The 23,892-nt window shown below is 68.5% G+C and carries 23 protein-coding genes; 8 read left to right on the forward strand and 15 right to left on the reverse strand.

Going from position 1 to position 23,892, the window contains the following annotated elements:
* Positions 1 to 6: 6 nt before the first annotated feature.
* Positions 7 to 603: a methyltransferase domain-containing protein gene (locus BSP_RS05730; protein ID WP_082382613.1), complete on the reverse strand. Its 597-nt coding sequence runs from the start codon at positions 601 to 603 to the stop codon at positions 7 to 9.
* Positions 604 to 679: 76 nt separating this feature from the next.
* Entirely contained in the window at positions 680 to 2,767 is a 2,088-nt protein-coding gene (locus tag BSP_RS05735; RefSeq protein WP_152949602.1) for a TonB-dependent siderophore receptor, read from the reverse strand.
* Positions 2,768 to 2,818: 51 nt separating this feature from the next.
* Between BSP_RS05735 and BSP_RS05740 the strand changes: the two genes are divergently transcribed.
* The gene (locus BSP_RS05740; protein ID WP_152949603.1) at positions 2,819 to 4,015 is read left to right on the forward strand and encodes a DUF1624 domain-containing protein; all 1,197 of its coding nucleotides are present in this window, start codon (positions 2,819 to 2,821) and stop codon (positions 4,013 to 4,015) included.
* 2 nt (positions 4,016 to 4,017) lie between these two features.
* Here the strand turns inward: BSP_RS05740 and BSP_RS05745 are convergent, their stop codons facing one another.
* Both BSP_RS05745 and BSP_RS05750 read right to left on the reverse strand, forming a co-directional pair.
* Positions 4,018 to 4,740, reverse strand: a complete 723-nt coding sequence (locus BSP_RS05745) for a DUF6456 domain-containing protein (RefSeq protein WP_152949604.1) — start codon at positions 4,738 to 4,740, stop codon at positions 4,018 to 4,020.
* Complete coding sequence (locus BSP_RS05750; protein WP_152949605.1) at positions 4,737 to 5,093, reverse strand: chromosomal replication initiator DnaA; 357 nt, start codon at positions 5,091 to 5,093, stop codon at positions 4,737 to 4,739. The genes BSP_RS05745 and BSP_RS05750 overlap by 4 nt, the downstream gene beginning before the upstream one ends.
* A gap of 367 nt (positions 5,094 to 5,460) precedes the next feature.
* On the opposite strand from BSP_RS05750, the gene ctrA reads away from it, so the two are divergent.
* Entirely contained in the window at positions 5,461 to 6,162 is a 702-nt protein-coding gene (gene ctrA, locus BSP_RS05755; protein WP_054764860.1) for a response regulator transcription factor CtrA, read from the forward strand.
* Between the two features lie 66 nt (positions 6,163 to 6,228).
* On the opposite strand, the gene BSP_RS05760 is transcribed toward ctrA, so the two are convergent.
* The 5 genes from BSP_RS05760 to BSP_RS05780 all read right to left on the reverse strand — a co-directional run bounded on the left by BSP_RS05760 (position 6,229) and on the right by BSP_RS05780 (position 10,588).
* Positions 6,229 to 7,605 carry a serine hydrolase gene (locus tag BSP_RS05760; protein WP_201464092.1) on the reverse strand — a complete coding sequence of 459 codons (1,377 nt, stop codon included), beginning with the start codon at positions 7,603 to 7,605 and terminating at the stop codon, positions 6,229 to 6,231.
* Between the two features lie 143 nt (positions 7,606 to 7,748).
* Complete coding sequence (locus tag BSP_RS05765; RefSeq protein WP_152949606.1) at positions 7,749 to 8,132, reverse strand: type II toxin-antitoxin system HigA family antitoxin; 384 nt, start codon at positions 8,130 to 8,132, stop codon at positions 7,749 to 7,751.
* Positions 8,133 to 8,149: 17 nt separating this feature from the next.
* A complete protein-coding gene (locus BSP_RS05770; RefSeq protein ID WP_152949607.1) occupies positions 8,150 to 8,461 on the reverse strand; it encodes a type II toxin-antitoxin system HigB family toxin in 312 nt (103 codons plus the stop codon).
* A gap of 82 nt (positions 8,462 to 8,543) precedes the next feature.
* A complete protein-coding gene (locus tag BSP_RS05775; RefSeq protein WP_152949608.1) occupies positions 8,544 to 9,890 on the reverse strand; it encodes an ATP-binding protein in 1,347 nt (448 codons plus the stop codon).
* Entirely contained in the window at positions 9,878 to 10,588 is a 711-nt protein-coding gene (locus BSP_RS05780; protein ID WP_152949609.1) for a response regulator, read from the reverse strand. The genes BSP_RS05775 and BSP_RS05780 overlap by 13 nt, the downstream gene beginning before the upstream one ends.
* A 195-nt stretch (positions 10,589 to 10,783) precedes the next feature.
* Between BSP_RS05780 and BSP_RS05785 the strand changes: the two genes are divergently transcribed.
* Entirely contained in the window at positions 10,784 to 11,026 is a 243-nt protein-coding gene (locus BSP_RS05785; RefSeq protein ID WP_054764864.1) for a hypothetical protein, read from the forward strand.
* A 72-nt stretch (positions 11,027 to 11,098) separates the two neighbouring features.
* Here BSP_RS05785 and BSP_RS05790 read toward each other — a convergent pair whose 3' ends face one another.
* The 3 genes from BSP_RS05790 to fliI form a co-directional block, all read right to left on the reverse strand.
* Complete coding sequence (locus BSP_RS05790; protein ID WP_227976053.1) at positions 11,099 to 12,133, reverse strand: endo-1,4-beta-xylanase; 1,035 nt, start codon at positions 12,131 to 12,133, stop codon at positions 11,099 to 11,101.
* 181 nt (positions 12,134 to 12,314) lie between these two features.
* Positions 12,315 to 12,725 (reverse strand): hypothetical protein, encoded by a 411-nt coding sequence (locus BSP_RS05795; RefSeq protein ID WP_054764866.1) that lies wholly within the window; start codon positions 12,723 to 12,725, stop codon positions 12,315 to 12,317.
* Positions 12,726 to 12,729: 4 nt separating this feature from the next.
* Positions 12,730 to 14,073, reverse strand: a complete 1,344-nt coding sequence (gene fliI / locus BSP_RS05800; RefSeq protein WP_152949611.1) for a flagellar protein export ATPase FliI — start codon at positions 14,071 to 14,073, stop codon at positions 12,730 to 12,732.
* Positions 14,074 to 14,183: 110 nt separating this feature from the next.
* Here fliI and BSP_RS05805 point away from each other — a divergent pair, with 110 nt between their 5' ends.
* Positions 14,184 to 15,029, forward strand: coding sequence for a DUF3800 domain-containing protein (locus BSP_RS05805; protein ID WP_082382616.1), 846 nt, complete (start codon positions 14,184 to 14,186; stop codon positions 15,027 to 15,029).
* A 196-nt stretch (positions 15,030 to 15,225) separates the two neighbouring features.
* Here the strand turns inward: BSP_RS05805 and BSP_RS05810 are convergent, their stop codons facing one another.
* A complete protein-coding gene (locus tag BSP_RS05810) occupies positions 15,226 to 16,128 on the reverse strand; it encodes a DMT family transporter (RefSeq protein WP_152949612.1) in 903 nt (300 codons plus the stop codon).
* An 85-nt stretch (positions 16,129 to 16,213) separates the two neighbouring features.
* Here BSP_RS05810 and BSP_RS05815 point away from each other — a divergent pair, with 85 nt between their 5' ends.
* The gene (locus tag BSP_RS05815) at positions 16,214 to 16,693 is read left to right on the forward strand and encodes an Lrp/AsnC family transcriptional regulator (protein WP_054764869.1); all 480 of its coding nucleotides are present in this window, start codon (positions 16,214 to 16,216) and stop codon (positions 16,691 to 16,693) included.
* On the opposite strand, the gene BSP_RS05820 is transcribed toward BSP_RS05815, so the two are convergent.
* On the reverse strand, positions 16,690 to 17,895 hold the full coding sequence (locus BSP_RS05820; protein ID WP_152949613.1) for a carbohydrate porin: 1,206 nt from the start codon (positions 17,893 to 17,895) through the stop codon (positions 16,690 to 16,692). The two genes, BSP_RS05815 and BSP_RS05820, sit on opposite strands and share 4 nt — an antisense overlap.
* 153 nt (positions 17,896 to 18,048) lie before the next feature.
* On the opposite strand from BSP_RS05820, the gene BSP_RS05825 reads away from it, so the two are divergent.
* On the forward strand, positions 18,049 to 19,983 hold the full coding sequence (locus tag BSP_RS05825) for a methyl-accepting chemotaxis protein (RefSeq protein ID WP_152949614.1): 1,935 nt from the start codon (positions 18,049 to 18,051) through the stop codon (positions 19,981 to 19,983).
* A gap of 890 nt (positions 19,984 to 20,873) precedes the next feature.
* Here BSP_RS05825 and BSP_RS05830 read toward each other — a convergent pair.
* Positions 20,874 to 21,902, reverse strand: a complete 1,029-nt coding sequence (locus BSP_RS05830) for a prolyl oligopeptidase family serine peptidase (protein ID WP_227976054.1) — start codon at positions 21,900 to 21,902, stop codon at positions 20,874 to 20,876.
* A gap of 99 nt (positions 21,903 to 22,001) precedes the next feature.
* Here BSP_RS05830 and BSP_RS05835 point away from each other — a divergent pair, with 99 nt between their 5' ends.
* Both BSP_RS05835 and cysK read left to right on the forward strand, forming a co-directional pair.
* Positions 22,002 to 22,817, forward strand: a complete 816-nt coding sequence (locus BSP_RS05835) for a LytTR family DNA-binding domain-containing protein (RefSeq protein WP_152949615.1) — start codon at positions 22,002 to 22,004, stop codon at positions 22,815 to 22,817.
* 75 nt (positions 22,818 to 22,892) lie between these two features.
* Entirely contained in the window at positions 22,893 to 23,879 is a 987-nt protein-coding gene (gene cysK / locus BSP_RS05840; RefSeq protein ID WP_054764872.1) for a cysteine synthase A, read from the forward strand.
* Positions 23,880 to 23,892 lie beyond the last annotated feature (13 nt).

A 23,892-nucleotide genomic window follows, 5' to 3' on the forward strand; every position in this document is an offset into this window, starting at 1 on the left:
GGCCGCTCAGCCCTTTCGGATCAGACTGTCATAGACGTGGGTGACCGCCTCGAAGGTCACGCGGGGCGGCCGATCGCCCAGGGGCGCCGGTTCGAACGCCTGGTCGATCAGGCCCGCCCCCAGCGGATCCTCGACCTTGTCGGTGTTCCATCCCAGCAGCAGCCGCCCGCCGGGCCGCAGCACCGCCGCCAGGGCCGCCAGGGCCTGACGCTGCTGTTCGGGATGATCCACGCCGTAGCCCAGCACCCCGTTGCACACCACCGTATCGAAGGTCAGGTCGGCGAACAGGGCGTCGGCCTGACAGACGTCTCCGGTCCGGTGGCGGCCCGCCCGGCCCCAGCGAGCGGCGCCGGGGTCGATGTCGGTGGTCCAGACCTCGCCCCCGCCCGCCTCCAGGGCGGCGTAGTCGTCCAGCGTATATTCCCGGCACCCGACCCACAGGATGCGCCCGCCCAGGGCCGACAGGGCGGGCACATAGCTTTCGGCCATCACCCGCCGGTCGGGCAGGGTCCGGATCCGCCGCGCCTTGGCTGAGCGCCTTGCGCCGCCCTGGACGTCGCCTTTGGCGCCCAGCCATGCTCTGATCCGCCGCCCAAGGCCCATCTCGGTCTCCCCATCCCTGTCCGGTGTTATCGGACCGCCGCTCGCGCGCCAACCGTTCGATGCGGCAAGGCGCAGGTCAAAGGGCGATCCGCAGCGAAGCCCGCACGCTGCGCGGCGCGCCGGGAAAGATCCACAGGGCGCTGTAGGAGCTGGCGGCGTAGCGTTCGTCGAACAGATTATCGACCTCGACCCGCGCCGTGACCTGGGGCGTCAGGCCATAGTCCACCGCCGCCTTGGCCTTCCAATAGGCCGGCAGTTCGGGCGCGCCGAGCGCAAGGCCGCCGGCCCGGTCGCCGACATAGGCGGCGCCCGCCGTCATCGACCAGTCCGTGCCGTGCGGGGTGGGGAAACGGCCGACCACGAACAGGGAGCCCGAATGTTCGGGCACGTTCAGCACCCGGTCGGTGGGGAAGGCGTCGTCGTCGGCCTTGGCGTCGGTCCAGCCGTAGTTGGCCACCACCTGCCACGCCTCGCCCAGCCGGACCGACCCGTCCAGCTCGATTCCCCGCGAGGTCAGCTTGCCGACCGGCGCCAGATAGTTGGGGTCGACGGGATCGGTGGTCAGTATGTTCGCCTTTTCGATATCGAACAGGGTGGCCGCCAGGTCGATCCCCTGCCAGGCGCCGGACAGGCCGATCTCATAGCCCTTGCCCTCTTCCGGGGCGAAGCCGGACCCGGTCCGCCCCGTGCCCGAGTTCAGCACGAAGGACCGGCCATAGCTGGCGTGGGCGGTCAGGCCGTCGGTCAGGCGATAACGGGCGGCGAACCGGTAATCGAGCGGGCTGTCCTTGGTCTCGCCCACGGCGCCGGTGCGGTTGTTGCGGATGGTCTGGCTGTAGTCGTCCCAGCGAAGGCCCGCGACCAGGCTGAGGCGGTCGTTCACCTCCCACAGGTCCTGGGCGTACAGGGTGACGACGTCCCGCGTCTCCAGATTGTCGGTGAAGGGCAGGGGCGTCGGCGGGACGACCGCCCCATAGACGGGGTTGAAGACCGAGATCGGATAGGGACTGGCCGCCGTCGGATTGATGCGCAGCCACTTCTCGCCATAGGTCAGCCGATAGGCTTTCACGCCGAGGCCCAGGGTGTGGACGCCCAGGCCGGTCTGGACCTCCCCGTTCAGCTCCAGCCGCGCCGACAGGTCCTCGACCGAGAAGTCCCGGCCCCGGCGCTGGCGCCACAGCGCATCGCCGACCAGGCGGGACTGGTCGCTGGACAGGCCCTTCAGCGAGCCGCCCCGCCAGGCGACCCCTCCGTTCAGGCTCCAGCCGTCGTTGAGGCGGTATTCGCCGGTGATCTGGTGCCGCGCGTTGCGGAACCGGGTCCGGCCGTCGCCGGGCTCGCCGTAGTAGTTGGATTCCGGCAGGGCCAGGGCGTCGCCGTTGATCGCGGGCATGCCCCGGTCGAACAGGGTCGAAAAGACGGTGAGCTCGCCCACATAGGTCAGGCGCAGATCCTCATTGGGCCGCCAGGTCAGGGAGGGGGCGACCGCCGTCCGGTCCAGGCCGACATGGTCGCGCCAACCGTTGCTGGTCTCGCCGGCCAGGACCAGCCGCCCAGCCAGGGTCTCGGAGATCGGGCCGGTCACGTCCAACTCCCCCCGCCTCAGGCCGAAGGAGCCGACCGTGCCGGTGAAGACGGCGTCGGGTGTGAAACGCGGGGTCTTGGAGACGATGTTGATCCGGCCGGCCGGGTCGATGTCGCCGAACAGGGCGCCGGCCGGCCCCTTCAGCACCTCGATCCGCTCGGCCGTGGCCGGGTCGCGCGGCGGCGCCATGCCCCGGTTCGCCAGGAAGCCGTCCACATAATATTCCGCCCCGCCGTCGGGCGTGCCCAGGAAGCCGCGGATGGCGAAATTGTCCATCACCCCGCCGCGATTGTTCTGCTGGCTGATCCCGCTGACCAGCTCCAGGGCGTCGGACAGGCGGGTGGCGCCCACGGCGCGCAGCAGGTCGCTTTCGATGGAACGGCTGGACGGCGACATCCGCTCCGTGATCGCCCCGACGCCCAGCGTATGGTCGTGCGGCGAACCCCGGCGGCCCAGGACCACGATCTCGCCCAGGGCGTGGGGCTCGGCCTGAGCCGCATCAACGGGGACCAGGACTGGGGTCGCGGCGGTTGCGGCGGCAATAAGACACAGGCCGGCGCAGCTCGAAAGGAGGGGCAAGGACGAACTCCGTTGAAACGTTATACTGTAGCGGCTATCCGTTCGCGCCTCATGCTGTCAACCGCCGCCCTTCCCGTTTCCGCCCTCGCCGTTCCGGCCGTCCGCCCGGCCGCGCGCATTCGTTCGATCGACGCCCTGCGCGGTCTGGTCATCCTGCTGATGCTGGTCGATCACACGCGCGAGTTCTTCTATTTCCACGCCCAGGTCCCGGACCCGATGAATGTCCAGGCGACCGATCCGGCCCTGTTCTTCACCCGTCTGTCGGCCCATCTGTGCGCCCCGATCTTCGTCGCTTTGACGGGCCTGGGCGCCTGGCTCTACGGAAACAAGACGGCCGAGGTCAGCGGAGGGTCCGCCGCCGGGGCGGCCTCGGCCTTTCTGCTGAAGCGGGGCCTGTTCCTGGTGGTGCTGGAGCTGACCCTGGTCAACTTCGCCTGGGGCTTCTCCCTGACGCCGCCGATCCTCTATCTCCAGGTGATCTGGGTCATCGGGCTGTCGATGATCGCCCTGGCGGGCCTGGCTCATCTACCGCGCCCCTGGCTGATCGCCGTCGGCCTGGTCCTGGCCCTGGGCCACAATCTCTTGGACCCGATCGCCTTCGCCGAAGGTCCGGCCCATGTGCTGTGGGCCGTGCTGCACGACCGCAGCCTGATGGACCTGCCCTGGGGCGGACAGGTTCGCACCTCCTATCCCCTGCTGCCGTGGATCGGGGTGGCGGCCCTGGGCTATGCGATCGGGCCGTGGTTCGTCGGGCCCCAGGGGGCGCGGCTGCGGCGTCTGGTCGTCACCGGCCTGGGCGCCCTGGCCCTGTTCGCCCTGCTCAGGTCTATCAATCTGTACGGCGACCCGACGCCCTGGAGCGTGCAGGACACGCCGCTGCGGACGGCGATGAGCGTGCTGAACGTCACCAAATATCCGCCCTCGGCCGACTTTCTGCTGCTGACCCTGGGCTTGGGGGCCCTGATCCTGGCGGGACTGGAGCGGGCCTCGGACCGTCTGATCGGTCTGTTGGCGGTCTTCGGGGGGGCGCCGCTGTTCTTCTATCTGATCCACCTCTACGGCCTGCATCTGCTGAATCTGGCGGCCCTGGCCATGTTCGGTCCCAATCAAGGCCAAGGCTTCAGCGTGCAGGGCGTCGCCGCCCTGTGGGCCCTGGCCGCCGTGGTCGCCGTCCCCTGCTGGTTCGCCTGCCGCTGGTTCGCCCGGATCAAGCGCGCCAGCGACCGGCCCTGGATGAAATACCTCTGACCTCAGCCGATGCCGTAGTGATCGGCCAGGGCGGCCAGCGCCTGTTTCAGCACCGTCTTGCCCTGGCGGCGGCGCAGGCCCAGACCGGTCTCGGCCAGTTTCAGACTGTCGCCGTGGACGCAGATCCGCGTCAGCATCGGCCTTAGGCGCGGGCCGACGGCGGACAGGGCCGCCTCCACCCGTCGTCCGGCCGACAGGGCGCGGTCGCCGGGTTCGACCTGCATCGTTCCGCCCGACCCGGCGCGGGGCAGGGCGTCCCAGCCCATGGTCAGGGCCGGGCCGGCGCCGGCCTGTTCGACCTCCCGCCTCAGCCGTTCGCCGGCGGCGACCTCGGCGGGGCTCAGCCAGGGTCGGCCCGCCGCATCCTTGCGCCGCGCCAGCCAGGCGATCGGGCTTTCGCCCAGATTGGCGGCGTGGCGGACCATTCGCCCGTCCGCCCCGATCAACTCCCGCTCGCCCGCGATGAAGCCGGGGCGGCCGGGCGGCGGGGTTTCGGCCTTGCCGGGGGCCGCCTCGCTCCCGGCGCGCACGGTCCATCCGCCCTGCGGCCGCCGCCTCAGTCCCGGCCGTTCGATCAGGGCGCGGAACTCCGGCTCGCTCAGGGTCAGGCTGATCCGTCCCCGCCGGTCCGGCCCCAGACGCAGCGCATAGACCCCCTGTTCGGCGCCCAGCCAGGCGCCGGGCCGGGCTAGCAGACAGCGCGCCCGCTCCACCGTCCGGCTCATTGCACGGCCTCCCAGCGGGGCGCGCTGTAGACCGTGGTCAGACAGGCCTCCAACTGCGACAGCAGTTCGTCCACAGCCCGGCGGTCGCGCTCGTCCTCCACCCAGCGGCAGGCCGCCCCCACCGTGCTGCGGTTGACCCCGAAGACGTGGCCGACCCGCTCCAGCGTCCAGCCGAAGGCGATGTGGGCCAGATACATGGCCAGCCAGCGCGACCGGGCGTTGAGCGGATCGATCCGCCGTCCCGCCGTCATCCGGTCCGGGCTGGCCCCGGTCCGCGCCGCCACCAGATGCAGGGCCAGCCCCGCCTTGCACCGGTCCGCCTCCCGAACCGGCGCCCTGTATGCCTCAACCATGCCTCACTCCCGTTCACGAACCTCGACGCCCCATCCTAGGCGGGCGCGGCGTCATGATAGGAATATCGTCCTACTCCGCGTCAGAATCGGACGTGGCGCCGGATTGGACTTGAGGTTGCGTCAGGGCGGATCCGCGTTCCGACCGGCTCTGCGCGGGGAGCCGCAGGCTGAGTCCGGTCCGCATCATGGTTAATTATTTTCGAATCATTGACTCGGGACTCTCGACGCCGATTCGCAAATCAGCTTAGGAACGACTCATAGCTCGCCGTTAACCCTTCTTAAGGTTTTCGGGTCTTAACCTGCGAACAAGGTTACCCGGTCGTGCGCCAGGGTGATTACCGCAAAGCTTTTGCCTGGAGGGGCACGAATGCGCGTCCTGTTGATTGAAGACGATCACGCCACCGCCCAGAGCATCGAGCTGATGCTGAAGTCGGAAGGCTTCAATGTCTATACGACCGACCTGGGCGAAGAAGGCATCGATCTGGGCAAGATCTATGACTACGACCTCATTCTGCTTGACCTGAACCTGCCGGACATGAGCGGCCTTGAGGTGCTGCGTCAGCTGCGCGTCGGCAAGATCAACACCCCGGTCATGATCCTGTCGGGCACGCATGAGATCGAAACCAAGGTCAAGACCTTCGGCGGCGGCGCCGACGACTATCTGACCAAGCCCTTCCACAAGGACGAGCTGATCGCGCGCACCCACGCCGTGGTCCGTCGCTCCAAGGGCCACGCCCAGGCCATCATCCACACCGGCGAGATCGCCGTGAACCTGGACGCCAAGACGGTGGAGGTGAACGGTCACCGCGTCCACCTGACCGGCAAGGAATATCAGATGCTGGAGCTGCTCTCGCTCCGCAAGGGCACGACCCTGACCAAGGAAATGTTCCTGAACCACCTGTACGGCGGCATGGACGAGCCCGAGCTGAAGATCATCGACGTCTTCATCTGCAAGCTGCGCAAGAAGCTGGCCACCGCCGCCGACGGCAAACACTATATCGAAACCGTCTGGGGCCGCGGCTACGTCCTGCGCGACCCGGCCGAGGCCGGAAACAGCGTCGCCGCCTGAACGGCCGCTCCGTGCTGATCCTGAAAACGCCCGCCGGTCCCTCCGGCGGGCGTTTTCTATTTGCGCCTACTGCCGCTTCGCCGGCATGTCGCGGCCGCCCTGGTGCAGGACCAGGCCGTCGACCCGGCCTTCGGCGTCGCGGGTGAAGGTGATCTGGGCGTCCACCTCGGTCAGGAAGAAGGCGTCGTCCCCTTGCGCCTTCAGCTCGAAGGCGGGCTGGCCGGTGGCCTGGACCTTCAGCCCGCCCTCTGCGGCGGTGATCGTCAGGGCGAAGGTCGGCGACAGGGAATAGACCCCGACATAGGCGGCCAGGGCCTCGGCCGGCAGGGTCACGACGCGGCGTTCCGAGGCCAGGGTCACGGTCCCGCCGCGCGCCAGGGTCATCAGGTCCGGCCCCAGCTTGTCGGGCGCCTGGCCGTTCAGATTGGCCAGGACGATGACGGCGATCCGGTCGTCCGGCGCATAGGCCATATAGGTGTTGAACCCCTCGATCGCCCCATTGTGCCAGACCAGCTTCCGGTCCGGCGTCGCGGCCAAACCCAGGGCGTAGCCGTTCCTGACCGGGGTGGTCAGGGCGGCCAGGGACTGGGGCTTCAGGACCCGGCCCCCGAACAGGGCCTGTTCCCATTTCAAGAGGTCGTGGGTGGTCGAGTACAGGGCGCCCGCGCCCAGGGGGATGCTCATGTCCACATAGTCGGCGTTGACCACGCCGGACGCCTCCTTCGTATAGCCCGAGGCGCGTCGAGGCAGGATGCGGTCGTGCCGGTCATAGCCGCTGTCGGCCATGCCGAGCGGGGTGAACAGCGCCTGTTGAATGAAGTCGGCGTAGGTCTGACCGCTGGCCGCTTCGATCACCGCGCTCAGCAGGATATAGCCCGAGTTGGAATAGGCGAAGCCTTCGCCCGGCGCGAAGTCCAGGGGCCGCCCGCTGAACCGGGCGATCAGCTGGGCCGTCGTGGCCGGCCGGGTCTTCAGCGCCTCATAGTCGGCAAAGGTGGTGAAGTTGGGCAGGCCGGCGGTGTGGCTCAAAAGCCGGCGCGGGGTGACGGCGTCCCAGGCGGCCGGGGCGTCGGGCAGCCAGGTCTTGATCGGGGCGTCCAGATCGACCTTGCCCTGTTCGCTCAACAGCAGGACGGCGACGGCCGTGAACTGTTTGCTCAGCGAGCCCAGGCGGAATTTGACGTCGCCGTCATTGGGGACGCCCCATTCCCGGTTCGCCAGACCATAGCCCCGGTCCAGCAGGATCTCCCCGTCGCGCGCGACCAGGACGGCGCCGGAAAAGGCGTCGGCCTCGCTGGAGGCCCGGACGATCTGGTCCATTCGGGCCACGTCCGGCGCCCGATCCTGGGCTGCGAGGGGGCCCGCCGCCAGGACGGGGGCCAGAGCCAGGGCCAGGACGGAGGCCGCGAGACGGCCGCGACGAAGGCGAAGGAAAAGGGGCACGGGCGTCTCCTGAAAAGGGCTTTAAGCCTTTAGAGGCTGCGAACCGGGCGTTCGGATGCAGCTGGGCGATCTGGTGGTGAGGAGGACCGATGTCGCTTCTAGTTGTGTTCCTGGCGTGGAGGACATGGGCGCCCTTGACCGTGTTAGGCGGCTAAGTCGCCGACAAGCGATCCGGCCGGAATCCGCCAAGCCCGGCTGATCTTTCGGATTTGATCGAGGTTGATCTCCCGCTTGCCGTTCAGCAGCTCGGAGGCGCGCGCCTTGGAGCCGAGGATCTCGGTCAGATCTGACTGCGTATAGTTGTTCGCCTGCATGACGAACTTCAGCACATCGACCGGCTCGGCCCGTGGGATTGGATAGTGCCGGCGCTCATAGTCCTCGATCAGCAGGACCAGGGCGTCGTAATGGGCGGCCGCCTCGGAGCCTTCAGCAGGTTCGTTCTCGAAATAGGGCCGCACCGCCTTCAGCGCCGCTTGGTATTCGGCCTCGTCAGCCAGGGTGCGGATCGTGCTTATGTCCATCGTCATCGTCGCTCTCTCCAATCCTATAGTTTCGCCACATCGATCTTGTCGTATTCAGCGTGAGTCCCGACGAAGAGGATGAAAATCCTCTTGGCCCGAAACCCCACCAGACCGACGATCCGGTATTTGTTGCCGCCCACGTCGAAGACGATCTTGCCGTCCACCACATAGTCGGCGCTGCTGAAGGTGGCCTTCAGCTCTGCGAAGTTGCTCCAGTCGGCGTCCGAGGCGGCAGTGTGCCACTCGATCATCGCCGCCTTCGCCGTATCCTGGGGCTTGCCCTTCGGCTGGGCCTCCCAGAACTTCACCAGGGCTGATTTCGCGATCACGTTCATGGGTTCGTATCGCATGTTTCCAATCTGGAAACAAGGAGAAGTTTCCAATATGGGAACTCAAGGGTTGGCCGACACCTGTCGATCAGCCCCGTTCTTCGTCCGGCGCGAAGGTCACCGTCGCCTCCAGCCCGCCCTCCGGCGCATTGGCCAGGGTCAGGCGGCCGCCGGCGATCTCGGCCATGCGGCGGGCGATGGTCAGGCCCAGGCCCGAGCCGCCGCTGTCGCGCGACCGCGAGGGATCCAGCCGGTAGAAGGGCTCGAACAGGGCCTCCAGCCGGTCCTCGGGCACGCCCGGCCCGTGGTCGCGGACGATCAGACGCACCGTCTCGCCCTCGACCTCGGCCCGGACCGCCGCATCGCCGCCGTGGCGCACGGCGTTGTCGATCAGATTGGTCAGGCACCGCCTCAGAGCCAGGGGCCGGGTCGGCCGCACCGCCCCGCAGCCCTTAACGAAGACGACCGGCTGTCCCGCCTCGGCCGCATCCTCGCACAGGGCCGACAGCAGGGCGTCCAGATCGACCGGGACGACCGGCTCGATCCGGGTCTCCAGCCGCGCCAGGTCCAGCCCCTCGCGGACCAGATGCTGCATGGCCGCCAGATCCGCGATCAGCTGGGCGCGCAGGGTCTCGTCCGCCACCTTTTCGACCCGCAGCCTCAGCCGGGTCAGGGGCGTCTGAAGATCGTGGGCCACGGCGGCCAGGACGCGGGCCCGCTCGGCGATCAGGGCCTGAAGCCGGGTCTGCATGGCGTTCAACGCCAGGGCCGCCTGGCGCACCTCGCGCGTCCCCTCCACCGCCAGGGGCGGGCCGTCCAGGTCGCGGCCCAGGGCCTCGGCCCCGGCCGACAGCCGCGCCAGGGGCGCCGCCGCCCGGCGTGACGCCAGCCAGGCCGTCGCCGCCACCGTCGCCAGACCCACGGCCAGCAGCAGGGCGCTGTCCCGCCCCAGATTCCACGGGCGCGGGGCGGGCGGCAGGCTGACCGCCACCGGGGCCACGGCCGTCCCGTCCTGGGGGTCCAGGGTCAGGATGCGACAGCGCAGGGCCGCGTCCGCCTGGGCGCCGCAGGCGGCCTTGGCCGCCTCATAGGCCCGCACCTTGACCCCGGTCACGCCGCGCCGGGCCAGGGCCTGGGCCACCGCCTGGGTCAGGGCGGGGTCGGGCGGCCCGCGCCGCTGTCCCTCGGCCGGCGTCAGGGCCACGGCCACGGCGGCGGCCGGATCGTCGTCGGCCTGGGCCAGGTCGCCGATCCGCTCGGCCGTGGTGAAGTCATGGGCCTGTTTCAGCCAGTGATGGCGGCCCAGCTGAAGCGCCAGAAAGGTCACCGCCGCCGCCGCCAAGGCCCCGACCAGGACCAGGGCGAACAGCCGGACCGTCGATCCGTCGACGGCGCCGCCCAGGCCTCGCCGCATCCAAAGGTTCAGGCGCGCCACGTCACCGGCCCCGACAACATATAGCCCAGGCTGCGCACCGTGCGGATCAGGACCGGGTTCTTGGCGTCGTCGCCCAGCTTCTGGCGCAGGCGGCTGACCCTCAGATCGACCGCCCGGTCGTCGGCGTCGGCGACGGTGGACAGGGCGCGGATGCGCTCGCGCGACAGGGGCCGCCCGCCGTTTCGGACCAAGGCGTGAAGCAGGTCGAAATCGGCCCCAGACAAGGGCGCCACCCGCCCGTCCGGCGCCGTCAGGGCGCGGGCGGCCACGTCCAGGGACCAGCCGGCGAACTGGGCGCAGCGCCCCTGGACCGGCTCGGACTCCGCGCGCGCGCGGCGCAGGACGGTGCGGATGCGCGCCACCAGTTCGCGCGGCTCGAACGGCTTGGCCATATAGTCGTCGGCCCCCATCTCCAGCCCCACGATCCGGTCGATCGGATCGCCCCGCGCCGTCAGCATGATGACCGGGGTCCGCGACGTCGCCCGGATGGCGCGGCACAGGCTTAGGCCGTCCTCGTCCGGCAGATTGAGGTCCAGCACCACCAGATCGACCGGCCCGGCCTCCAGCGCCGCCTTGGCCGCCCGGCCGTCGGCCGCCTTTAAGGTGCGAAAGCCGTGCTGCTCCAGATGATCGGCCAGAAGGGTGCGGATATCGCGGTCGTCGTCGACGACCAGAAGCACGGGCGGGGCGGCGGTCATGGGGCGGGTTCAGCGTGGCGGGTCGGTCGTCTCTGTCCGCCCGGCTGATGGCGAAAAGGCGGCCGACACAGTCGGACACAAATCTCCGCCCCGCCGACACGGGCCGACACCGAACCGCCCATCGCCCGCCGGAGCCGGCGTCGAGAAACGGGTCGTCCGAAACGAACGGACGTTCTCAACACAGAGAGACTTCAGATGAAATCCTTCCGCACCTCCGCCGTCCTGGGCGCCCTGGCCGTCGTCGCCCTGAGCAGCGGCGCCGCCTTCGCCGGAACCGTCCCCGCCTCGGCCCCCGCCTCTGCCTCTGGCCGCGCCCCGGCCGCGACCGCCTCGACCGCCCATTCGACGACCTCGGCCGCCCGTCCGCAGCGTCCGGCCCGCCACAGCCGTCATCAGCGCGCCGAGACCCCGGCTCAAACGGCCAAGAAGAAGTCCTGAGACCCTGATCCGACTTCGGGCGGTCTCCCGGCCGACCGCCCGAAGCCGGCCTTTTTTTGAGGCGATCCGACTTTAAGCGAACCCTTGGGCCAAGGCCGCCGCCATCGGCCCCGGTCGTGCCGCGCCGTCGAAGGGCAGGGGCCGGTCGCGCCCGTCGTCCTTGTCGCCCTGACGATACCAGCTGTCGGTGTCGCGCAGACCCCAGACGGTGAAGGCGAACCTCTGGGCCGCCGGCAGGGCTGTAAAGGCCTCCGCCAACTCCCGCACCCGCGCCGTCTGCAAGGTCGTGCGCTGACCCGCGCCGCGCAGGTCCAGCCGGTTCTCGGTCCGCAAGGTGCAGTCCAGCTCCGACACATGGATCGGCAGGCCGAACTGGGCCGCCTCGCGCATGAAGGTGCTGATCGCCCCCTCGGGGATGTCGATCCAAAGATGCGATTGCAGGCCCAGCCCCTGAAGCGGACACCCCGCCTTCAACAGCCGCTCGACCAGTTTCAGGAACTGGACGCCCTTGGCCGGCACGCTTTCCTGATTGTATTCGTTGAGGAACAGGACGGCGTCCGGATCGGCCGCCCGCGCCTGTTCGAAGGCGCGCAGAATATAGCCGTCGTGGCCGTAACGGGCGCTCCAGTGGCAGTCGCGCGGGCCCGAGCCGTCGTCCAGAATCGGCTCATTGACCACGTCCCAGCTGCGGACCTTGCCGCGATACCGGCCGGCCACGGCGGCGACATAGCCGTCGAAGGCCCGGTCGAAGGCCGCGCCGGACAGGCCCGCAAAGGCCTCGGCCCCTTGCGAATACCAGATCAGGGTGTGGCCGTGCAGGGCCATGCCGTTGCGGGCAGCGAAGGCGGCGATCCGGTCCGACCGGTCGAACCGGGGCCGGTCCAGCCCGTCGGCCAGGACATATTCCATCTTCATCTCCCACTCGGGCGTGAGTTGAGAGACCTGGGCGCGGGCCAGGGCGACCCAGTCGGGGTCGTCGATCTGCATCGCCTTGATCGCCGTGCCGAACGGGGCGGGGGCGACGGACTTCAGCGCGGGAAGGTTCGGCGGCGTCGGTTCGGCCGAGGTGCGGTCGCAGGCGGCCAGGGCCAGCGACGAGGCGATCACGGCGCGGCGAGAGAGACCAAACCCTCTCCCGCTTGCGGGAGAGGTGGCCCGGCGTTCGCGAAGCGAACCAGGATCGGAGAGGGAAGTGCTGCTCAACAGAAGACTTCCCCCATCGTCAGCCGTCTCGCTCCGCTCGACGAGCTGACACTTCCCCCGCAAGCGGGGGAAGGTCTGAGAGTCCTCAGACCGCACGCTTCCGCAGGCCCAGCTCGTCGAAGGCGGCGGTTTCGCGCTTGGCGATGGCGATCAGCTTGTTCAGCCGGGTGGTTTCGGCGACGTGTTCGAACTTCTTCAGCTCTTCGAAGGCGCCCGTCAGGGCGTCGCGGGCCCCGGCCTCTTCGGCGTCGATGACGCTCAGATCGCTTTCGGCGGCGGCGCGGCGGGCCTTCCAGCCGTTCAGATAGGCGGCCAGCATCATATTGGCGTCGGCGTCCAGGCGCGCGCGCTCGCGCTCCACCTCGACCTCGGCGTCCAGAACCGCCAGCCGCATCTCGGCCGTGGCCCGGCGCGCGCTGACCTCGGCCAGGCGCTTCTGGAGGGTTTCGACCTCATAGTTGGAGATGCGGATCAGGGATTGGGCCCAAGCGGTCATTTCGTCACTCTCTGATCATGCCTTGGTTCAGAATAGTCTCCAGCCGGGTAAAGGAATCGGAAAGACGGGTGACGTCGTCCTTGTCCTGGCTCAGAAACTCTTCCAGCGCGGGGTTCAGGGCGATGGCCCGGTCCACGATCGGGTCTGCGCCGGTGCGATAGGCGCCGATCTTGATCAGCTCCTCCATATTGCCATAGGCCGACAGACACTGGCGGGCGCGCTTGTTCAGCTCGCGCTCGGGCGGGGTCTGGCAGGCGGGCATGGTCCGGCTGACCGACTTCAGCACGTCGATGGCGGGGAAACGTCCACGCTCGGCGATCTTGCGGTCCATCACGATATGGCCGTCCAGAATGCCTCGAACCGCGTCGGCTATGGGCTCGTCATGGTCGCCCCCGTCCACCAGGACGGTGAACAGGGCGGTGATGGGGGCTGCGGTCGTGCCGTCGGGCCGCACCGGTCCCGGTCCGGCGCGTTCCAGCAGCTTGGGCAGTTCGGTGAAGACGGTGGGGGTGTATCCCTTGGTCGTCGGCGGCTCGCCCGCCGCCAGGCCGATCTCGCGCTGGGCCATGGCGAAACGGGTGACGCTGTCCATCAGGCACAGGACCTCCAGATCCTGGTCGCGCAGATATTCGGCGATGGCCATGGTCATATAGGCCGACTGGCGGCGTTTCAGGGCCGGCTCGTCACTGGTGGCGACCACGACGACGGCGCGTCTCAGCCCCTCTTCGCCCAGGGTCTCTTCAACGAACTCGCGCACTTCGCGGCCCCGTTCGCCGATCAGGCCGACCACGACCGCGTCGCAGCTGGCCTGTTTGGCCAGCATGGACAAAAGCACCGACTTGCCCACGCCGGAACCCGCGAAGATGCCCAGCCGCTGGCCCCGGCAGGTGGTGGTGAAGACGTCCATGGCCCGCACCCCCAGGTCCAGCCGCTCGCCCACCCGGCCGCGCGAATGGGCCGGGGGCGGGGGCGTGCGCAGGGGATAGGGCGCCGGTCCCTGGGGCAGGGGGCCCAGGCCGTCGATCGGATTGCCGAAGGCGTCGATGATCCGCCCCAGCCAGGCGGTGGTCGGGCGCACGCTGGCCGCCTGATCGACGATGCGGATCTCGGCGCCGGGCGCCACCCCCTCGACCGGGCCGAACGGCATCAACAGGGCCTTGGCGTCGCGGAACCCCACCACCTCGGCCGGCAAGGGCTCCAGCCCGCGCCGCCCGATCTCGGCCCGCGCCCCGACCGCCAGCCGCGACAGACCCCCTCGCGCCTCGATCAGCAGGCCCGAGACGCCCGCGACCTTGCCGGTGACGACCAGCGGGTCGATCGCTTCGACGGCGGCGACGAGATTATGCAAGACGAACCCCAGAAACAGGCGTTAACCGTTTGCGCCATCATGGTTAACGGGGGGTGAAGGGGGCGTTTCGGGCGGTGGTCGAGGCGCAACCTCTCCGCTAGAACAAGGGTATGACCGCTGCCATACCGCCTCAAAATCGCTCAAAGCCCGTTTACCATCTCTACATCGACGATAGCGGTTCTCGGTTTCTCGACCGGCTCGCTGTAGATGCGGACAGCAATCCCCGCTGGTTTAGCTTAGCGGGCGTTCTGGTGAGGGAGGAAGACGAGGCCCAATGCAAGGAAATGCGTGCGAGTTTTGTCGCACGCTGGCCAAAGTTGACACAACCGCTTCATCTCACAGACATGCACAGTCGTCGAAAGGGATTTGCTTGGCTGGAGGAGTTGTCCCTAGCCGACAGAAGCGCCTTCTGGAGCGAATTCCACCAGATGTTAGGCGCCCTGCCTGTGATCGGCCAGGGCTGCGTAGTGCACCGTCCAGGCTATCGGGATCGTGGTTATGGATCGCGAGAAGGAGACGCAAAATGGAACCTCTGCAGAACCGCGTTCAACATCGTTGTCGAACGATCCGCCAAGATCGCCTACGGTGAGGGGAGGCGTCTCAGAGTGAAATATGAGGGGAGCGATCCCAAGGCCGATGCTGCGCTTCGCAGTTACTGGGCGCTTCTGAAGAGGGGGGACGGTTTGGGCTTCAACGCGATTAATTCGGCGAAGTACGATCCTTTTCCACCTGATGAATTGGCTGCAACTCTGATTGATCTTGAGAGAAAGGATAAGCGGTCAGGCTTGATGCAAATTGCAGACACCTTTGCGCTTGCATTGTCCAGGGGGCGGTACCAAAGCGACTTTTCCACCTATGCTGCGATCAGTAAATCCGAGCGTCGGGCAGATGATTATGTCGGCGCAGAGCGGGCAAAGGTCGAAGGAATTAAATATTACTGCTTCGACGGACTGTGATCTAGATACGACAAAGGCCGGGATTAATCCCGGCCTCCGCGCGGCCCCCATACGGTGAACCTCTAGGCATTGCCTGTGTATAGAAATGCATAGTGTCGGCCTGGGTTCAAGATCGGGCGGCGTCAAACGCGGACGCAGGGCTAGAATAACATCAACTCGTGACGTGGAAGGCTCACGCGACTTTTGTAGCACGCCGTCAAACCGGATCTCCTGCGACCGGCGTCTCCCGCGTCGTCGCAATGGCCCCGACCGAGGCGATGACGATGGCGGCGATGGCGATCCATTGCTGGCCGGTCAGATGTTCGTGCAGGACGATCAGGCCGGCCAGGGCGCCGATGGCGGGTTCGGCGCTGAGCACCACGCCGAAGGTGCGTTTGGGAATGCCGCGCAGGGCCACCATCTCCAGCGAATAGGGCAGGGCGCTGGAGAAGATCGCCACGGCCAGGCCGGCGACGACGATGGCCGGGTTGAACAGGGCCGCCCCGGCGTGGGCGAGGCCGAAGGGGACGACCACCATCGCCGCCACGCTCATGCCCAGGGCCACCGACTGGCCCGGATGCAGATGGGTCAGCCGCTTGCCGAAGATGATGTACAGCGCCCAGCACAGGCCCGCGAAGGCGGCCAGGGCCACGCCGACCGGGTCCAGCGATCCTGTCCCGCCCTTCAGCGGCAGCAGCAGGCCCAGGCCCAGCACCGCAAAGCCGACGCAGACGAAATGGATCGGCCGGCGCGAATGGATCAGGGCCAGGCTGAGCGGCCCGATGAATTCGATGGCGATGGCCACGCCCAGCGGAATGGTGCGCAGCGCCATGTAGAAGCTCAGATTCATGGCCCCCAGGACGGCGCCGTACAGGACGACGGCCTTCAGATCGGCCCGGGTCAGGGCGAACCGCCAGGGCCGGAACACCAGAACCAGCAGCAGGGCCGAGATCCCGACGCGATAGGCGGTGGCCCCTTGCGCCCCGATCACCGGAAACAGGCTCTTGGCGAAGGATGTGCCCCCCGCCAGGATCATCATCCCCGCGAACAGGGCGGCGTAGGGGATCAGCCGCGCGATCAGCGGGGACTGCAGGCTCGGGCTCAGGCTGGGCGCGGTCATGGGACGAGAGATAGCCCAAAGCCGCTTGCGTATCTCGCCGATTTCCGGCCTCCTTGCGCCGAAAAACGGCGCCAAAGAGCATGATATGACGGATTTCGTCACCCTGGATGAGTTCGACCGTCGGCTGCTGGCGCGGGCGCGGCGCGACAATCAGGAGCCGGCGCGGGTCACGGCCCAGGCGGTGGGCCTGTCGGAATCGGCGGTGTTGCGACGGATGCGCCGCCTCCGGGCCGAAGGGGTCATCGTCGCCGACGTCGCCCTGGTCGATCCGGCCCGGATCAAGCCGCGCATCGTCCTGCATGTCCTGGTCGAGATGAACACCCAGGATCGCAAGGTCATCACCGCCTTCCAGCAGGCGATGAAGGCCAGTCCCGAGGTCCAGGGCGCCTGGGACGTGACGGGCGAGACCGACTATCTGCTGACCGTCGCCGTCCCGACCATGGCCGATTACGAAGCCTTCGGCATCCGCGAACTGGTCCCGGAAAAGGGGGTCCGCAGCTATCGCAGCATGATCGTGATCCGCGAGGTGGTCGGCTTCGACCCCGCCCGCGCCGTGGTGGATTAATAGAGGGCGGTCGTGATCCGCAGCGCGACCACCACCACCGTGTCGGCGTCGCGCAGACCCCCGGCGTAGCGGATCAGCTGGACGCCCGGCTGGAGGGTGAAACGGCCGATCCGGTCGGCGTAGGTCAGTTCCAGCCCCTCTTCGTAATGGGCGGGGTCGTCGCCGGCGTCGGCGATGTTGGCGCGGCCCTTGTCGGACAGCCAGCCCTGATGGACGCCCAAGGAGACCTGGCTGTCGGGGCGGCCCGCCCAGACCTGGCTGACCAGGACGCCGGCCTGCCAGCCGCCTTCGAAATCGGTGGTGTCCCCGTCCGAGGCGCCGATCCGGCCGAACAGATCGACCTGGGGTCCGTCCGGGTTCGCCGTCCCATAGACCCGCCCCTCGGCCAGGGCGTAGGCGCCGCGCGCCAGGCTCTGGGCCGGTTCGCCCTCGGGCGTCAGGTCGCGGATGTCGTCCTGATGCTGGTCATAGCGCCAGACGCCGACGGCGTAGCGGCCCGCCCCGTTGACGCGGCCCCCGACCTCGACGATCCCCAGGACGCCGTGATCCAGGGTGGTGGCCACCCCGCCCCGGTCCCCGATGGTGCGGGCGTCCGCGTTGATCACGGCGGCTTGAGCGTAAAAGGTCTCGACGTCCCCGATCCGCAGCCGCGCAGCCAGGGAGGTGGAGGGGAAGATGGCCGGGCCATTCGGACCGGTGGAGGCCAGTTCCGAGCCGATGCCGAACGGCGGCGCCAGCAGCAGGTCCGAGGCCTCGGTGGCGTAGAATTCGCTGTTCAGGTCATACAGCCCGCCCAGCAGGCTTCCCCAGCCCAGGTCCTGTTCGATCCAGGCTTCGTACAGTCGTGCGCCCTGGGCGGAGACCTCGATATTGTCGACCCCTTGCAGGGTTCCGGCCAGGGCGTTGGGTTCGCCCCCGCCGTTGTAAAGGCCCGACAGATGCAGCCGCGCGCCGCGCCAGCCCCAGGCCCGTTCCAGATCCCCGTCCAGGCTGACGCTCAGATTGTCCAGATAGCGGCCCGCCCGCGCGGCCCCGCCCGAGACGACGCCCGTGACGTCGGCGGCGTACTCGGCCGCGAAGGCCCAGGTCGGTTCGATCTCCGTCTCGGCCTGGGCCAGGGCGAAGGTCGGCGCCGCGACGGCGGCCAGACCGGCCAGGGCCGCCAGACGGCGGAGAAGGGAGCGGGGCTTAGCATTCTGCATGGCCGGAAGTCCGTGATGTTGAACCTCCAGCCTAGCTTCGGAAGGTGAACACGGACCTTCGCATTACATTGGGGGCAAGCCGTATCGGACCGGCAACGGCGCGTTAACCCAAACTCCCGTAACCCCGTTCGGAATTGTGTGGGAGCGCGCGCGATGAACTGGACGATCGGCAAGAAGGTGACGGCGACCGGGATCGCGGTCCTGGTCCTCTCCGTCGGCACCGCCGGCCTGGGGTTGAAGATGAACGCCGACCTGGGCGACGCCCTGGACAGGGCGACGGTCTCGGCCTCGATCCTGCGCAACCATATGCAGGCCGACATGATGCACGACGCCCTGCGCTCCGACGTCTTCGGGGCGCTGCTGTCGTCGGACCCGGCCAACGGCGTCGATCCCGCCGAGATGAAGGCCGGGTTGAAGGAGCACCGCGAGACGTTCGAGGCCGCCGTCGCCGAAAACACGCAGCTGGCCACCGATCCCGAGCTGAAGGCTGCGCTTCAGGAGGTGGAGGCGCCGCTTCGCACCTATGTCCAGGCTGCGGGCCAGATGGTCGATCTGGCTGAAGCCGATCCCGCCGCCGCCCAGCGGCGCATGGGCGAGTTCCAGGAACAGTTCGGCGTGCTGGAAACCGCCATGGGCGCCGCCGCCGAGAAGATCGAGGCCGAGGCCCAGTCCGACGCCGCCGCCGCCGAGGCGACGGCCGCCGTCAGCCGCATCGTCATGATCGCGGCCGTCATCGCCGCCCTCCTGATCAGCGCGGGCCTGATCCTGGCGGGGGTGCGCGGCATGGTGGCGCCGATCCGCCGCCTGACCGACGATCTGCGCGCCCTGGCCCAGGGCCGGACCGAGGTCAAGCTGGGCGAGGCCGCCCGCAAGGACGAGATCGGCGACATCGCCCGCGCCGTGGTCGACATCCAGGCCCTGATCGCCGCCCGCGTCCGGGCCGAGGCCGATCAGGCCGAACAACTGCGGCTGAAGGACGAAGAGGGCCGCCGCGCCGACGAGGCGATGCGCGAGGCGACCGCCCGCGAACAGGCCGCCATCGTCGCCGGCCTGGGCCACGGGCTGGAGGCCCTGGCGCGCGCCGACCTGACCTATCGCATCGTCGATCCCTTCCCGGCGGCCTATGAACGGCTGCGCACCGACTTCAACGGGGCGGTGGACGGGCTGCAACAGGCCATCGCCACCATCGCCGCCAATACGGGCGCCATCAATGCGGGCGCCGCCGAAATCGCCAAGGCCGCCGACGACCTGTCGCGCCGCACCGAACAGCAGGCCGCCAGCCTGGAGGAGACCGCCGCCGCCCTGGATCAGGTCACGGCCACGGTGCGCGCCACCGCCTCAGGCGCGGTCCAGGCCGCCGGCGCGGTTCAGGCCGCCCGCGACGACGCCGACAAGAGCGGCTCGGTGGTGCGCGACGCCGTCGCCGCCATGGGCGAGATCGAACGCTCGTCCAGCCAGATCAGCCAGATCATCGGCGTCATCGACGAGATCGCCTTCCAGACCAATCTCCTGGCCCTGAACGCCGGGGTCGAGGCGGCGCGGGCCGGCGAAAGCGGCCGCGGCTTCGCCGTGGTGGCCTCCGAGGTGCGCGCCCTGGCCGAACGCTCGGCCGACGCCGCCAAGGAGATCAAGGGGCTGATCACCCAATCGACCGCCCAGGTCGGATCGGGCGTCAAACTGGTGACCGAGACCGGCGCAGCCCTGGACCGGATCGTGGCCCATGTCGCCCAGATCGAAAGCCTGGTGACCGACATCTCCGCCTCGGCCGCCGAACAGGCCACCGGCCTGGCCGAGGTCAATACGGCCGTCAACCAGATGGACCAGATGACCCAGCAGAACGCCGCCATGGTCGAACAGTCCACCGCCGCCAGCCACGCCCTGTCCCAGGAAGCCGACGGCCTGCACGCCGCCGTCGCCCGCTTCAAGGTCGGCGCCGCCGCGCCTCGCGTTTCCACCCCGGCGCCCGTCGCGGTCACGCCCCCGCCGTCCCCCTCGGCCGCCGTCACGGCCTTGAAGAGCGTCGGCCGCGGCGGCGCCGCCCCCGCCCCCTCCGCCGCCCCGGACGAGGACGGCTGGGAGGCGTTCTGAGGCGACTCGGTCCTTCCATCGACGCGGGTCGCTCCCGCTCCACCCTATCGACGACCGTCTGCTTATCCGTCCGTCAGAGATCCGAGCCGACCACAATCGTCTCTCAGCCGCCAAGCCGTCGCGAGATCGCCGGGGCGGCTCCCCCATCACCGCATGGGAGCGATTTCGCTTGCTGCGCTAACGACTGAGGCTGAAAAGTGGCAATCATGCGATACCTCGACGTCTTTAACATTACGCCGGCGTAATTTTTGATGCATTGAAGCCGACCTTGTCATAGCGTTCGAGCAGCACCTGAGCCTGCATGTGGAGGTCCGAGCATTCATTCCTGAGCGGGTGAGCGTCTTGAGAGATGGGGACGCAAATATGGGCTCCACAGGCGGTGTTTCGGCCAACCAGAACTACGGCGTGATCAGCAGCTAACAGTCGTCGCGCCAAGTACGGTTTCGATATGAAGTTCCAGTTGCCGGCCGTGCAGAGTATGTATATACATTAATAATGTAAGTTTATAGTAAAAATTTGTACAACTGGCATTTAACGAGTTCGATATGAAGAAAAGTTTGCTATTTGTGACAGCTCTTTGCTCAGTTTTCGCCTTTATCGGCAGTGATGACGGGTTCAATATTGTTAGCGAATCGTTCGTGGGTGTTCAGCAAAGCCCGTGGGACGGTAGCTACCCGCCCGAATGGGACGATTACTATACTTGTTTACGAAGAAATGCTAGGTTTTGCGAAATTTCCGCTGGTCCTCGTGGTTCCGATGCGTGGGTTGAATGTGTAGAAGAACGGAACTCGCGATGCGTTTCACCTTTTTGAGCATAATCTAAGTTGTCTTAAAGATTGTCTATAGGACTTCTATGGCTGCGGACTTCACGGTCCGCAGCCATTTTTATCTCAGCGCCCGCCGCCCGGCGCCGTCAGGGTGCGGCGGAAGAAGGCGATCAGGTCGCGGTTGAAGGTCTGCTGGAAGGCGGCGCGGTCGAAGCCGGGAGTGGGGGCGCAGATGGCCGGCGCCAGTTCGGCCAGGCGCGCCGAACAGGGCGGCATGAAGTCGAAATGGCCGGCGCAGGGGATCGACCGGTATTCCGGCGGACGGGGCAGGGCGTCGCGCACCGGTTCGGCGTAGAAGGGGCTGGGCAGGACCCGGTCGTTTTCGCCCCGCCACAGCTGGACCGGCTGGGCGACCCCCGACAGGCCCTGGCGGGTGAAGGCGAAGCCCAGGGCGGGGGCGGCGGCGGCCACGGCCTTGATCCGCCGGTCGTGCACCCAGGTCTGATCCGTCTTCGGCGCGCCACGGGCGGCGATCAGGCCGCAGTCGTAGAAGCCGGGGTGGGCGATGCAGTGGTCGCCGATCCGGCCCAGGTCGGGCTCGCCGCCCGCCGCGGTCAGGACGGTGAAGCCGCCTGCGGAAAAGCCGAAGGCGCCGATGCGGTCGGCGTCGATCGCCGTCCGGCCGGTCCAGTCCGTCAGCAGATAGTCGACCAGGACGCGAAGCTGGCGCGGGCGCTGGGCCACGTCGGTCGCCCGGCTCTGGTCGCGCCAGTTGTCGCCCGTATGGGTCAGGGCGGCGACGACGAAGCCCGCCTGGGCCAGGGCGCGCGCCGTCGCCTCATGGCTGCGGAAATCGCCGCCGTTGCCGTGGGAAATGACGATCAGGGGGCGTCGGGCGCCGCCGTCTGCGCCGGGCGTCCACACCCCCGCCTCGATCGCCGGACCGGCGCCGTCCGGGATCTCCAAACGGGCGAAGGCGACGGCGGCCTCGGACGGGGGTGCGGCGGGCGTCAGGGGCTGTGGGACCGGGGGCGTCGGCTGGACCTGAAGGGTCAGGGCGGCGGTCAGGAGGGCGGCGGTCAGGAGCATGTCGGAGCCTCGTTTGCGGCGGTTGCGGTCCGCCTTCTGACCGGGGGCGAGGGCGGTCCGCATCCGGATTTGCGCCAATGGGCGAACGGGTTCGCCGCCGGGCGAACGGGCGCAGGCGGTCGGACGATTCCGCCAAGGCCGTTCCGGAGCTAGAACAGACGGATGAAGATCGGGGATTCGCGAACGGACGTCTGGCGGGCGGCGCGGCTGGGGCTGGGCGTCGCCACGGCCCTGGGCGTGCTGCTGGGCCTGATCGGCCCGTTCGGCTCCTATATGAACGGACCCGCGCCGGTGCGGATCGTCTATTGGACCGCCAGCCTGTGGGCGGGCTGGCTTCTGTTCGGCCTGGCCCTGCCCCTGACCGCGCGCTGGGCGTTCAGGCGAGGTCTTTCGCCCTGGCTGTGGGCGCCGCTGGCGGTCGCCGGCCTGGCGGCGCCGATGACCCTGATCAGCCGGGGACTGGCGCGCCTCGTCTGGGGCCGCACCTTCGAGGTCGGGCTGTTGGAATGGTATGGGCAAAGCCTGATCGTCGGGGCCGTGGCGACGGGCGCGATCCTGTGGCTGCTGGCCCGGCGGCCGATCCGAGACCAGGAGGTCCGGCGGGAGTCCGGCCCGGCGCCCGCCTCGACCGATCCCCGCGACCGCCTGCCCGCCCGCCTGGGGCGCGAGGTTCTGTGCCTGCAGATGGAGGACCATTATGTCCGCCTCCACACCCCGCTGGGTTCGGAACTGGTGCTGATGTCCCTGTCCCAGGCCATGGCAGGCCTGGCGGATCTGGACGGGCGTCAGACCCACCGGTCCTGGTGGGTGGCGACGGCCGCCGTGGTCGGGGTGGTGGAGGACGGCCGCAATCTGGTCCTGAAGCTGAAGGGCGGCCTGACGGCCCCGGTCTCACGCGCCCGCGTCGCCCCCTTGCGGGCCGAGGGCTGGCTGGCGGCGCCGGAACTGAGCGCGGGCAAGAGAAATCATCGCCTCTGACCCCTTGCGGATCGGACGCGCCGTCTATCTGTTACGCATCCTGAACGACCCGTCCCCTACCCCGGAGCCCGCCCCATGTCCGACTTCCACTATGATGCGTCCCGTCACGTGAAGAAGGGCCGGGGCAAGGTCTATGACACCATCGTCGACACCATCGGCGACACCCCCCTGGTGCGGCTGCCGCGCCTGTCGGCCGAGCTGGCGCCGGTCGAAGGGGCGACGGTCCTGGCCAAGCTGGAGTTCTTCAACCCGATCGCGTCTGTGAAGGACCGGATCGGCGTGGCCATGGTCGAGGCGCTGGAGGCGGCGGGCAAGATCACGCCCGAGACCGTCCTGATCGAACCGACCAGCGGCAACACCGGCATCGCCCTGGCCTTCGTCGCCGCCGCCAAGGGGCTGAAGCTGATCCTGTGCATGCCCGAGAGCATGTCGATCGAACGGCGCAAGATGCTGGCCCTGCTGGGCGCCCAGCTGGAGCTGACCCCGGCTGAAAAGGGGATGAAGGGCGCCATCGCCCGGGCCGAGGAGCTGCTGGCCTCCACGCCCGGCGCGGTCAGCCCGTCCCAGTTCGAAAACCTGGCCAATCCCGCCATCCACCGCGCCACCACGGCCGAGGAGATCTGGAACGACACCGACGGGGCGGTGGATGTGGTGGTCGCCGGCGTCGGCACCGGCGGCACCATTTCGGGCGTGGGCCAGGCCCTGAAGGCCAAGAAGCCCTCGATCCGCATGATCGCGGTCGAGCCCGAGGCCTCGCCCGTCCTGTCCGGCGGCGCGCCGGGCCCGCACAAGATCCAGGGCATCGGCGCCGGCTTCGTCCCGGCCATCTATGATCCGTCGGTGGTGGACGGGGTGGAGCAGGTGTCGAACGACGAGGCCTTCGACATGGCCCGCAAGGCGGCCCGGCTGGAGGGAATTCCGGTCGGCATCAGCTCGGGCGCGGCCCTGGTCGCCGCCTTCCGTCTGGCGGCCCGGCCCGAGAGCGCGGGCCAGACCATCGTGGTGGTCATCCCCTCCTTCGCCGAACGCTATCTGTCGACCGCCCTGTTCGAAGGCCTGTGAGGATCGGCGATAC

This window comes from Brevundimonas sp. Bb-A, assembly GCF_009394735.1.
GTDB lineage: Bacteria > Pseudomonadota > Alphaproteobacteria > Caulobacterales > Caulobacteraceae > Brevundimonas > Brevundimonas aurantiaca.

What these genes read in the sequence shown, in the direction of transcription:
- BSP_RS05730 (WP_082382613.1), bottom strand. Translation starts at nt 603, where the DNA reads ATGGGCCTTGGGCGGCGGATCAGAGCATGGCTGGGCGCCAAAGGCGAC.
- BSP_RS05740 (WP_152949603.1), top strand. Translation starts at nt 2,819, where the DNA reads ATGCTGTCAACCGCCGCCCTTCCCGTTTCCGCCCTCGCCGTTCCGGCC.
- BSP_RS05745 (WP_152949604.1), bottom strand. Translation starts at nt 4,740, where the DNA reads ATGAGCCGGACGGTGGAGCGGGCGCGCTGTCTGCTAGCCCGGCCCGGC.
- BSP_RS05750 (WP_152949605.1), bottom strand. Translation starts at nt 5,093, where the DNA reads ATGGTTGAGGCATACAGGGCGCCGGTTCGGGAGGCGGACCGGTGCAAG.
- ctrA (WP_054764860.1), top strand. Translation starts at nt 5,461, where the DNA reads ATGCGCGTCCTGTTGATTGAAGACGATCACGCCACCGCCCAGAGCATC.
- BSP_RS05765 (WP_152949606.1), bottom strand. Translation starts at nt 8,132, where the DNA reads ATGACGATGGACATAAGCACGATCCGCACCCTGGCTGACGAGGCCGAA.
- BSP_RS05770 (WP_152949607.1), bottom strand. Translation starts at nt 8,461, where the DNA reads ATGAACGTGATCGCGAAATCAGCCCTGGTGAAGTTCTGGGAGGCCCAG.
- BSP_RS05780 (WP_152949609.1), bottom strand. Translation starts at nt 10,588, where the DNA reads ATGACCGCCGCCCCGCCCGTGCTTCTGGTCGTCGACGACGACCGCGAT.
- BSP_RS05785 (WP_054764864.1), top strand. Translation starts at nt 10,784, where the DNA reads ATGAAATCCTTCCGCACCTCCGCCGTCCTGGGCGCCCTGGCCGTCGTC.
- BSP_RS05795 (WP_054764866.1), bottom strand. Translation starts at nt 12,725, where the DNA reads ATGACCGCTTGGGCCCAATCCCTGATCCGCATCTCCAACTATGAGGTC.
- BSP_RS05805 (WP_082382616.1), top strand. Translation starts at nt 14,184, where the DNA reads ATGACCGCTGCCATACCGCCTCAAAATCGCTCAAAGCCCGTTTACCAT.
- BSP_RS05810 (WP_152949612.1), bottom strand. Translation starts at nt 16,128, where the DNA reads ATGACCGCGCCCAGCCTGAGCCCGAGCCTGCAGTCCCCGCTGATCGCG.
- BSP_RS05815 (WP_054764869.1), top strand. Translation starts at nt 16,214, where the DNA reads ATGACGGATTTCGTCACCCTGGATGAGTTCGACCGTCGGCTGCTGGCG.
- BSP_RS05820 (WP_152949613.1), bottom strand. Translation starts at nt 17,895, where the DNA reads ATGCAGAATGCTAAGCCCCGCTCCCTTCTCCGCCGTCTGGCGGCCCTG.
- BSP_RS05825 (WP_152949614.1), top strand. Translation starts at nt 18,049, where the DNA reads ATGAACTGGACGATCGGCAAGAAGGTGACGGCGACCGGGATCGCGGTC.
- BSP_RS05830 (WP_227976054.1), bottom strand. Translation starts at nt 21,902, where the DNA reads ATGCGGACCGCCCTCGCCCCCGGTCAGAAGGCGGACCGCAACCGCCGC.
- BSP_RS05835 (WP_152949615.1), top strand. Translation starts at nt 22,002, where the DNA reads ATGAAGATCGGGGATTCGCGAACGGACGTCTGGCGGGCGGCGCGGCTG.
- cysK (WP_054764872.1), top strand. Translation starts at nt 22,893, where the DNA reads ATGTCCGACTTCCACTATGATGCGTCCCGTCACGTGAAGAAGGGCCGG.